A 10792-nucleotide genomic window follows, 5' to 3' on the forward strand; every position below is an offset into this window, starting at 1 on the left:
CCCCCCCCGCGCCCCCCCCCCCCCCCCGCGGGGGATGCGCTTAATAACCCGTCCGGGGCAGGGGCTTGGAGGGGGCGTAGACCTTCGTCACCCACCGGGAGGTAGCCATGATCCACTGACCGTTATAGACGCCGCCCACATCCGCCTGATTGACGAATTGGCTGCCGCCTTTGACCCAGGACACCACGGAGCAGTCGATCATGGGCGTTTCCACCTGCCGGAAGTTGGAGGGCACGACGCCAAACACGAACATAACTTCCGTGACATACTCGTTGGACCCCAGCCGCAGGGCCACAGACGAGGCGTCCAGCACATAGTTCTGCTGCGTGTTCAGGCTGTCCGCCAGCACACGGTACTCGCTCCCGCTGAGATTGGTCTTGTAGACGATCTTATAGTTTCCAGCGGCATTGTAGGTGCCAGTGGTGATCTTCGTCAGCCGCACCGCCTCCACGGACAGGGTATCGCGCCAGTAGAACGATGTGAGAGAAGTCGTGGAGTTGTTGGCGATGCCGGAGAAGGTGTAGCGGATATTCTGGCCGGGCATGACCTCGGCATAGCCGGTTTTCTGGATGGCTACATTAGTATAAAGGCTCTTGTTGGTCATGGCCGCCCGGACAATCTGGCCCTCATGCTCGATCTCCACCTCAATAGGCGTTTTGTCCAAAGCATAGAAGTCCGCCGCCTGGGACTCCACGATTTTGTACCGGCCCAAAGGCAAGGGCTTAGACACGGCCACACCGTTTTTATCGGTGCGGATGGTGTCCACAAGGTTCCCGCTGCGGGCATGGTAAACTTCAAATACCGTGCCGGGGATGGGGGTGCCGGCAGGCCAGCCGTTCATAGAGTTATAGTCTGCGCTGGTCTTGGTGATTTGGATCTGTCCGGTGATGGGCGTGTTCTCCCACTCTACCTCAGTGATCTCTCCAGCGCGCACACAGACGGTTTTCACCCCCTCGTCCACGATATAGCCCTCATTTTCCATTTCACGCAGATAATAGCGGCCGCTCTCCGTCAGGTCCTCAAACCGGGCATAGCCCCGGTCGTCGGTGGTCTGCTGATCAATGGGATTATGGCCGCTGTCGTACAAAATGAACGACACGCCGGGGATGCCCTCGCCGTCTGCGGTAGAAATTTTATGGAGCAGGATGCCGGAGAGGGGTGCGTTAGTCACGGTCTTGCGGGTGGTCTGCCCATCTTTTACAGTAAAGCAAATGGGCGTATCGTCCAATTTGAAGCCCTCGGCGCTCTCGGTTTCCACGGCGTAGTAATCGCCGCTCTCCAGGGGCAGATATACCTTTCCGTCCCGCCCTGTGGTCACGGTGTTGATTAGGGCGTCGTTGCTGACACGGCGGATTTCAAAAGTGGTGTTGGGGATGCGCTCTGTTTTGTCCGCCTCGGAGACCTTTAAGAACTCCACGCCGCCCACGGCGTTGTTGTAAAAACGCAGCGTCTGCGTGTCGTTGGGGTTGATGGTGACGGTCTGGCTCTGGCCGTCCGGGTCAATGGTGTACCCCTCCACACTCTCCAATTCGGTCACTACCACTGTGCCGGTGATCCCGGACAGGATAATTTTCCCTGTGGAGTCGGTATAGTAAAGGCCGTTGCTGGACAGGGTGCCCCCAGCAGCGTCCACATACTGGCCGTTGGCGTATTTGACCTCGAACTTGACGCCCTCCAGGGGGACCGTCTCGGAGCCGTTCCGTCCCCACTTCTCAATCACCAAATTTCCCAGGGGTTGATTGCGGAACTCTGCCGTGACGGTCTGGCCTTCCTTGACCTGGACGGTCTGGGGGGTATCGTCCAGCAGGTAGCCGGGCTTGGCCCTGGTCTCCTTGATGACCAGCGTGGTGCCGGGGGCGATGCCCTCAATCAAGAAGGTCCCGTTGGAGTCCGTCACAAACTTGCCGTTGCTGTCGCCCACCACAGCGCCGTCCGCCGTAGTCACAAAAAACTCCACATCACTCAAAGGGCTGCTGTCGGCGCTGGACACCTTCTTGACCAGGACGGCCCCCTTGGGTGCGTTGGAAAAATAGAGCGTTACAATGTCCTGCTCCTCGCCGCTGATGTAGAAGGACTGGGGCGCGCTGTCGATGACGTGGGCCCCGTCGCTTTCTACCTCCTCACAGATGTAGTAGCCGGCTTTCAGGCCGGTAACTGTGAAGGAGCCGTTGGAGGCGGTCACATAGTTTCCGATGACGGTGCCGCCACTGCCGCTGACCTCGCCGCCTAGGTATTTCAGTTGGAAACGGCAGCCGGAAATTCCGGCCCCCGTCACACTGTCCTGCTTATACACCACCAAAGCGGACAGGGGGGTGTTCTCAAACCGGAAGGTATGGCCCTTCCCGGCCTGTACAAAAGCCTCCTGGGTGTCGCTGTCCTTGATGGAGAACCCTACGGGCGGCTCCAGTTCCTTGACCCGGAACCAGCCGTCCCGCAGGCCGTTGTCCGGGCCGGTCAGTTCAATGCGCCCATTCTCGTCCGTTGTGAATACGCCCAAGTCGTTGTACTCGCCGGTTTCCGTGTCGTTGCTGGCGTACCAGACCTGGAAGCGAACATTACTTAGCCGCTCATGGGTGATGGAACTTTCCTTGATGATCTCGATAACAGGCCGCTTGTGGTCATAAAAATACGCCTCCCGGTCCCGGTTGGCGTACAGGGTGACATACTGATCCGGGGCGTCCATCAGATAGGCATCGCTGCCTGCGGACTGCTCGGAGATTTTGAATACCCCCGGCCAGAGGTTAGGGACGGTCACAGAGCCGTCCGGCCCGGTAGTCACTTCGGCCACGCTGCTGCCATCCGCTTCCTCCACCAAAAAGGTGGTGTTGGGGATGGGAATGGAGTGGTCGTCCGCGTCAAATTTCCAGATGGTGAGGCTTGGCCGCTTGTCGTTTTGTAGACAGATGGTGCCGTCCTGGCCCGGGAACAGTTCTACATGGTACTCGGTCGTGTCCAGCAGGTGGTCCGATACCGTGGACACCTCTTGCAGGGAGTAGACGCCAGGCTCCAGGCCCTCCCAGACGATCTCGCCTGTGCTGGAAGTGGTGCGGTCCAGATATCGGGAGCCGTCCTCGATTTTAGAAAGCCGGTAGGTCACGCCGCCCATGGGCGTCCCATCTGCGCTTTCCTTATATAAATGCAGAGAGGGCAGCTTGGAGTTGGTGAACACGAACTGCGCCTGGTCCCCGCCGTCCAGGTGTATGATGCGCTGGGCGTTGTCCACAATATAGCCGGGGCACTCTAATTCAGTTACTACATAGGCGGTATCGGCGGGGAGTTTACTCAGGTCGATGGTCCCGTCCTCCAGGGTGGTATATTCCACCGGGCCAAAGCTACCATCCACCGCCTCAAAACGGAAACGGGCGTTAGCGATGGGCTGGGAGAGGTCCGAACTGTCCACCTTGATGAGATGGATGCCGGGCAAGCGATCATTGAAAAAGACCAGCTCCTTGATGCCGTCCCCGGCTTTCAATTCCACCTCTTGCGGCGTAGTGTCCAGCACGTGGCTGTCTCCGCCTGTGTCCCGTTCCTCTACCCAGTAGGTGCCGGGCGCGCAGTCTGTCAGCAGGATTTGGCCGAACTCGTCCGTCTGGAAGATGCCCAGGCTCTCGGCGTCCCGGAAAATCTCAAAGGAGACATTGGGCATAAGGGTCATAGTGCCCCGCTCATATTTCGTGATCCGCAGTCCAGGCAGCTCCTTGTTGACTATGGTGGCGCTGGATTCCTCTCCGGCCACTACCGCCACGGTCTGCACCGTGTCCGTGTCCGCGATCCAGCCCTCAATACCTGCGGTCTCCCTGACCTCCCAGCCGCCGGGGGCCAGTTCATCGAACACCACCACGCCGTTGCGGGTCTGTTCGGTCCGGGTCTCCCCGGTCTCAATGTGCTTGATCTGAATGGTGACGCCGGAGAGGGCGTCGCCGGTGTCGCTCCGTTTTTCCACCCGCAGGGAGCCATAAGGGGCGTTGGTAAAGGTCACGATGGCGGTCTTGTTATACTCCACATCGACGTGCTGGGTGCGCTCATCAGACAGAAGGTGATACCGGGGCGGGATCTCCTCCGTCACGGTATAGTGCCCTTCCAGGGTCAGGGGGATCAGGACCGTTCCCTCCGGTCCGGTGGAGTAAGAGCCCACCTTGCGGCCCTCCGGATCATACAAAGAAAACACAGCCCCCTCCAGCGGGGTCTCCGTCCCCTCCTCCAGCTTCACGATTTTCAAAAGGGTTTCGCCTGACTCCTCCTCTGTGCTGTCCGTGTAGCTGCTGATGGCGGCCAGCTCCATCTGGCGGTTGTTATCCAGGTCGCAGATATAATTTTGCAGATTACCGTATCGGTCTTTTTCCAGGCAGACGGCATACATGGCTGCATACTGGGCCACGGATGCGGAGAGGGAGAGCTGGACGTTACCGCTCTGCCCCTGGATGCTGTCCACAGGGTACAGTACTTTGAATTGTCCGGCATAGCCGTCGCTGGTGCCCTCGGTGGTGACAGCGGTGATCTCGTTATTTTCCATGTCCACGATTTTCGTGCCCTCCGGCACGGAGCCTGGGTCGGAGAAGGACACAGCCACGTCGTAGTCATACACCCAGGTCTCGCTCCAGACGGTGAACACCTGCTGCTTATACTCCTCGCCGTCAATGGTCACGGGGTAGGCAACGGAGGTCTCCGCCGTGGCGGTCATGCGGGGGGTGAGCATATAGTTATAGGTAGTGCCCCGCTTGTAAATATCCTTGGCGGCAGCCAGGATGCGGTTGCCAATGTCCAGCTCGGAGCCGGTGAGTCCAGGGGCCACCTTCAGGTTGGCGATGTTCCAGTCTGGCAATAGATAACACCACAGCGCCATTTTCGTGGCATAATACGCCTGGTATTTGTTGTCCAGATTTAACTCTCCCAGGGAGCGGTGAGGATAGCCGTTGGAGATGATGCCCACTACCTTGGGGTCGCTGGCCGTTTCATCAGCCAGATATTTGATGCTCTCGCCGGGGCCTACGGTCTGGGGGACGCCGGGGGTAGTCGGGTTGACGCAGTACGCCGGAGATTCTTTTTGAATACCGTTGTTGGACTCATAGAGAAAATAGGTATAGACCTGTTTTTTGACCGCGCCGTTGATGGAAAGATAGTCCAGTTCATGTTCGCCGTTGTAGATGTTCACCTCGCCCAGGGCGGCCTCCGGTGTGTCTGCGGCAAAGGCGGCGGTAGAAAACAGGCCAAAAAGGGTCAGCAAAGCCAGAAAAAACGATAAAATTCTCTGTTTCATATCGTGCGTATGCCTCCTATTACAATAAAATAAGCGGCCCTTGATGTGCTTGGACACCAGGACCGCTTGCGGCTTTATTCAGTTTTCGTTCAAGTTTCTTTACAGTGTTTGAAGATACTCCAGATAGTCCAGCGAACCATCCAGCAGGATCGCCATATCTCCCCGTGTGATCATGTCGCCTTCCAGGGTGCTGGCTAAGGCCAGCACCAGCTCCACGACCTTCTCGCAGGCGGTATCGCAGTCTTAGCCGTCCCGTTCCAGGTAGCGGAGCATAACGGTACATGCCATCTACGGGCTGACTAGATTGCCAGGGCCAAACCGCCCGTCCCCATGCCTAGCCATCATTCCCATGGAGGCGCATACGCCAACAGCCACCTGAGCCCACTCCGGCACATCGGAAAAGTTGGTAGTACACATCCGGGTGTACCGATCCTTCTCCCAGGCTACGTGTTCCGGGTTCAGGACGATGGGACTAATCAGGCAGGTCAGTTCTGCCCGTGTCAGCGCCTTGTTCAAATTCAGGTCGCCGTGCTCATCGCCCGACATCAGCCCTGAAGCTGAAGCCGGGCGGCGGCCTCCTCTTGGTCCGTGGAAACCTCCACAGCATGGGCAGGCAGGGACAGCGCCAGTGTCAATGCAGCGCAGAAATCGTGCATTTCATATTGTTTTCCATCCTGGAATGGGGTGTTGCTATCCCAACCGTACCATAGGGAGGCAAAAACTATCTAAGGTGCGATCTTCTTTTCAGCGGGTGAGTTATGGCACCTCCACGGCCCGGACCGCCCAGCGGTAGGCGCTCTGGTTGCGGACACAGGTAAAGAGGGTGATGCAGTTCTCCGCAGTGGGGGCCAGCAGGGAATTTTCCATCTCGCTGATCTTGTTCACGCTGGTCACGGCGTAGGTGCGCTTGCCCAGCTTGGTGGTCAGGATGATCTCATCTCCCACATCCAGCGTGTGGATCTCCCCAAAGTGGGCGTTCACGCCCCTGTTATGGGCAGCCACGCAGATGTTTCCGGCCCAAATGCTGGTGTCCTCAAAATGGCCCGCGCCCTTTCTCAGCACGGAGCTTCCCGTCCCCTCATAGACCTTCACATTGACATCAATGCTGGGGATTTTCAGGGTCGCCAGGTAGCCGCCCTGATAGTAGAGGTCCGATGTGACCTCCGTAAAGCCGGTGGTGGGGAGGACGCTGGATGTGCCGCCGCTGGGGAAGCAGGAATAATCGGGCGGAGCGACGGTGGTGCCGGCGCTGCCGTTGATAACGGCACCATCGCCCAGCATATAGCCGGGGGCCAGATTGGGGGTCAGCGGAGTGCCGGTATTCGGGGTATAGGAGGTGGGGCTGCCAAAGGCGGGCGGGACCAGAGCCGCGTTTTTGCTCACATCCACATTGGGAAGCTCCCCCCTGTCCGCCGTGACAACAGGTTCCACCGAAGTCGGCTTGCCATACTCCGGGTCACCGGGGGCGGCAATGTCGTATTCCAACGCGCTGGCGGGAACAGCCAGGGCCGCGGTCAGGCACAGCAGGGACAAAAGCATGGTCAGTTTCTTCATATCGTATTACCTCCGTCGCTTGATGAAGTAGAACGCCCCGCCGCCAAGCAACACCGCCGCGACAACGGCCACAACCGGCAGAACTCTGTTCTTCTCTCCGGTCTGGGTCTCCTGCCCGGTGGGATCAGTCTGGTCAGGCGGGGCGCTGGGGTCGGAAATATCTCCGGTGTTCTCACCGGGGGCGGGGTCCAGGGCCGTGCCCTCGAAAATCGCCACATAGCGGATTTTGTTCAGATTGATGCGACTCACGGTGCCCGCGTAGTCGGCGGTGACGGTATAGCCCTTCACATAGGAGCTGGTGGCGGAGCCGGAGTAGGAGGCCATAGCGGTAAAGTGACCGTCCCCCTCGGTCTGCCAGTCCACAGCCTGGAGGGTCATGGAATTTCCGCCGTCCTGAATAGTCTTGGGGATATACTGCGTGTCCTGACTGGCAAGGCCAGGGTAGGTGCGGGTGGCGGTCACGGTTTTGGTGGAGCTGCCATACCCGGCCACCTCCACCTTCACCGTATCCAGTTTCAGGGTCAGCACCCCGGACAGGCCATCCTCTGTGATAAACTCCTTTGTCTGCGGCAGCAGGGCCAGCACCGCACCCATGTCCTTGCTCTTGCTGTTCACGGACACGGTTTCCGTGTGCTGGCGGCTCTCGTTGGCGGGGAGTTCCTGTTTCAGCAGGTCCGTGAGGGTGTAGTGGTAGCCGTCCTGTTCAAAATCGGACCGGGGGATGCCGCCGGGGTCATCCTCCGGCCCCAAGTCGTACATTTTCCTGATCTCAGTACCATCCTCGCTCCGGGTGACAGCGGTGGGATAGCAGGGTGACGGCTGGGTGGGTTCAGACGGATCGGCGGCAAAGGCGGCTGGGGCCAGGCTCATGGAAAGAGCTAGGGCGCACAGCAGCCGGGCCGCGTGGGTCAGGGGTTTCCGCTTCATAATAACTACCTCCATATTTTTGATTTTGGGCACAAAAAATTCTCATGGCACGCCATGAGGTCCAACAATGCCTGTGTTCGGTTTTCTTGCGCGCTGTTCTCCAAAGGTTTTTACCGGCTGAAAAAGGATAGACAAAACCTTTCTTTTCAGCTGGAACAGCAGGTTTCGGGGAGAGAGTGTGAGAGGGGAGAGAGCGGCAGGCATACTGTGGCCGCAAAAGGGCAGACTTTCCCCTGGGCGTAAGGTTCATCGCTCCATCTCCCTCTGCCGCTTGCGGTACAGCTCCAAAGCCTTCACGATAGTGTCCTCGATTTTCTGCGCGGACGTCCCCGGCTTGAAAAACTTGTCGATCCGTTCCCTGGGAATTTTGAATTGCTCCACCTGATTGGGCTTTTCCTCCTGCATGATAGAGAGGATCACATCCGGGTTCAGCTTGCCATGCTCGGAAAAGCTCCGCATTTTGATGGCCTGGGCATGGGATGGGGTGCGGATTTCTCCCTCCATGACCTCCAACAAGGCGGTCTGCTCGGCCTCCGGCAGATAGGACAGCTCCACGGCGGGGCGCAGGGCCATTTGCAACTTGCCGGCTTCTTTCAGCACAGAATTGTCCACCATGTCCAGCAATTCCGGGATAAGGTTGGTTAAGCGGATATAGCGTTGGATTTGCCTTGAACTATCTGGAACTTCTGTTGCCAAGATATCCCTTGTATTGATGGCAGACTTTTGGCCCAATGGGCCAAAAGTTAAATCCGTCCGCATACCTTGCCGCTTCATAGCTTCCAGCTTCATCTTATAGGCAACCGCCTTTTCTGACGGCAATATCTGTTCCCGCTGAAGGTTACTGTCCACCATGACAATGATGGCCTCATCGTCCGTCAGTTCCCGGATGATACAGGGCACCGTGGGCAGGCCCGCCAACTCCGCCGCCCGCTTGCGCCGGTGGCCGGACACCATTTGATAACTGCCGTCCAGCATGGGACGGACCAGCGATGGGACCAAGACGCCATATTGCTTTACACTGTCCGATAGTTCTATCATGCTTTGGTCCATCCGTACCTTAAACGGGTGATTGGGGAAGTCGCTGATTTTTTCGGGCGGGAGGTCGGTCACATAACTGCGCTGGGCGTTGTCCCGGTCTTCCTGGGTAGAGAATAGGTCGTTATAAGCCTCGTTCAGCCCCAGGTCGATTGCGGTTCCTTTGTTCAAGGGCAATCACCTCCTTTACCAGCGCGGTGTATGCCGCAGCTACCTTCCCTTTGCTGTCATGGGCGAAAATGCTCTTACCCTCTACGCTACACTCTGCCGCTCGGACAGAGAAGGGCACCTCCGTATTCAATACCCGGAGATCACGCCCGGTCTGCTGCAGGGCCGCGATGATGCTTTTTGCATTGTTGGTACGGCTATCCACCATGGTCAGCAGGATGCCATCGATTTTCAGCAATGGGTTGATCTGTCGCCGTACCTTGGCCACCGATCCCAACAACAGCTTCAAGCCCTTGGTGGACAGGTAGTTAGCCTGACATGGGATAAGAACACTGTCCGCCGCTGCCAGAGCGTTGATGGTCAACATACCCAGCGAGGGCATACAATCGATCAGAACGTAATCATAATCCCGCTTGACCGTGCCCAGGTAGCTACGCAGCACAAATTCCCGGCTCATGGTGTTCACAAGACTTACCTCAAAACTGGACAGGCCGATGTTGGAGGGCACCAGATCAACACCCTCAATATTTTTCAAAATGCCCCTGTCTTGTGGTGAGAGGATGCTATTGTCCATAACGATTTGCATCAGGTCAGAGATGGTCGTTTCCAACTCGTCCGGGTTCTTCACACCCAGACTCACTGTAAGACTTCCCTGGGGATCTGCGTCCACCAACAACACCTTTTTCCCCTGCTGCGCCAGTCCCACACCTAAATTGACCGCCGTGGTCGTCTTACCAACACCGCCCTTTTGATTGGTAACAGCGATCACTTTGCACTTGTCCATGGGCTACTACCTCCTCTTCTTCGGTTATAGTCATAGCCGGTTTACACCGCTTGCCCAGCACAACGGCCATGTAAAGCGGGCCAGCGGTCCACTTGGGGCCACTGACCCTTGTCTGTGAGAAATGCCAGAACATTCTCCATACCAGCGTCAAAAATGAAGTCCTCGCTCCCCGCCAAAAATTCCTCCATGAACATCTGCGCCAACGCGGGGTACTGCTGGCAGTCGGTGAAGTCCTCCGGCGGCGCGATCTCCACCAGGGCGTAGATGCCCTCCAGCACCTTCATGGCCCCGGCATAGTCGCTGTGGCTCACCATGAGCAGCAGGGCCCTCTCTGTGGCCCGCAACATGTCCGGGTCCCCCACCTCCATGAAAGCGTTCCACAGGGCTTCCATGCTCTTGTTGGCGGCGCTGCGAACGTCACCAACCAGCGTCTTGATTTGACTCTCACTGTTCTGCACTTCGACTTTTCTCCAATTCATGATTTTTCCTCCTACTGTAAAATCATAGCTGTCAAGAGAAATTTAGACGGCTATGTAGGCTTTTGGGCAGGGCGAAAATATTTAAACTGACAACCACTCCATTTTCCCATTAGCAGAGGATGATGCTGGTTTTTTGCCTGATTAGCAAAATTTCTCTTTTTTCGGTAGAAAAGCAAAAAAACCTTGCTAATTGATTAGCAAGGTTTCGGAGGAAGACGGTATGTAGTTCAAGGCGAGTTTGGGGGGTAACAGTGCTTAGCAAGAAATAACAGATTGAGCGCCCACCATTCAGGTGAGAAATACAGTGGTTTCCCTCATTTTTCAAAAAGTTGTAAAAAAAGCACAAAACCTTCTGGAAACCCGAAGATTTTGTGCTACTAATGGCACCCGCGGGAGGATTTGAACCTCTGGCCTACCGCTTAGGAGGCGGTCGCTCTATCCAGCTGAGCTACGCGGGCCTATGAAATTACCTGATTGAAATCGAACTCGGAATGGTACGCTTGTATCCCCGGAGTGGGGCGCTCTGTTCCCTACTTAGGAGGCGGTCGCTCTATCCAGCTGAGCTACGCGGGCCTATGAAATTACCTG

Annotated in this window: 7 protein-coding genes and 1 tRNA gene; all 8 read right to left on the minus strand. The window is 57.1% G+C overall.

What is annotated here, in order from left to right; translation table 11 throughout:
• Positions 1-40 precede the first annotated feature (40 nt).
• A complete protein-coding gene (locus tag NE584_RS18285) occupies positions 41-5257 on the minus strand; it encodes a SpaA isopeptide-forming pilin-related protein (RefSeq protein ID WP_256183438.1) in 5217 nt (1738 codons plus the stop codon).
• Positions 5258-5545: 288 nt separating this feature from the next.
• On the minus strand, positions 5546-5803 hold the full coding sequence (locus NE584_RS18290) for a hypothetical protein (RefSeq protein ID WP_256183439.1): 258 nt from the start codon (positions 5801-5803) through the stop codon (positions 5546-5548).
• A gap of 210 nt (positions 5804-6013) precedes the next feature.
• Positions 6014-6811, minus strand: coding sequence for a class D sortase (locus tag NE584_RS18295; RefSeq protein WP_256183440.1), 798 nt, complete (start codon positions 6809-6811; stop codon positions 6014-6016).
• A 6-nt stretch (positions 6812-6817) separates the two neighbouring features.
• On the minus strand, positions 6818-7738 hold the full coding sequence (locus NE584_RS18300; protein ID WP_256183441.1) for an LPXTG cell wall anchor domain-containing protein: 921 nt from the start codon (positions 7736-7738) through the stop codon (positions 6818-6820).
• Positions 7739-7984: 246 nt separating this feature from the next.
• Entirely contained in the window at positions 7985-8944 is a 960-nt protein-coding gene (locus tag NE584_RS18305; protein ID WP_256183442.1) for a ParB/RepB/Spo0J family partition protein, read from the minus strand.
• Positions 8898-9725, minus strand: coding sequence for a ParA family protein (locus tag NE584_RS18310; protein WP_256183443.1), 828 nt, complete (start codon positions 9723-9725; stop codon positions 8898-8900). The genes NE584_RS18305 and NE584_RS18310 overlap by 47 nt, the downstream gene beginning before the upstream one ends.
• A 41-nt stretch (positions 9726-9766) precedes the next feature.
• On the minus strand, positions 9767-10204 hold the full coding sequence (locus NE584_RS18315) for a hypothetical protein (RefSeq protein WP_256183444.1): 438 nt from the start codon (positions 10202-10204) through the stop codon (positions 9767-9769).
• Positions 10205-10585: 381 nt separating this feature from the next.
• A tRNA-Arg gene (locus NE584_RS18320) sits at positions 10586-10662 on the minus strand.
• Positions 10663-10792: the final 130 nt, after the last annotated feature.

Source organism: Clostridium sp. DFI.5.61 (genome assembly GCF_024462915.1).
GTDB lineage: Bacteria > Bacillota > Clostridia > Oscillospirales > Oscillospiraceae > Lawsonibacter > Lawsonibacter asaccharolyticus.

What these genes read in the sequence shown, in the direction of transcription:
- NE584_RS18290 (WP_256183439.1), bottom strand. Translation starts at nt 5,803, where the DNA reads ATGTCGGGCGATGAGCACGGCGACCTGAATTTGAACAAGGCGCTGACA.
- NE584_RS18315 (WP_256183444.1), bottom strand. Translation starts at nt 10,204, where the DNA reads ATGAATTGGAGAAAAGTCGAAGTGCAGAACAGTGAGAGTCAAATCAAG.
- NE584_RS18300 (WP_256183441.1), bottom strand. Translation starts at nt 7,738, where the DNA reads ATGAAGCGGAAACCCCTGACCCACGCGGCCCGGCTGCTGTGCGCCCTA.
- NE584_RS18285 (WP_256183438.1), bottom strand. Translation starts at nt 5,257, where the DNA reads ATGAAACAGAGAATTTTATCGTTTTTTCTGGCTTTGCTGACCCTTTTT.
- NE584_RS18310 (WP_256183443.1), bottom strand. Translation starts at nt 9,725, where the DNA reads ATGGACAAGTGCAAAGTGATCGCTGTTACCAATCAAAAGGGCGGTGTT.
- NE584_RS18295 (WP_256183440.1), bottom strand. Translation starts at nt 6,811, where the DNA reads ATGAAGAAACTGACCATGCTTTTGTCCCTGCTGTGCCTGACCGCGGCC.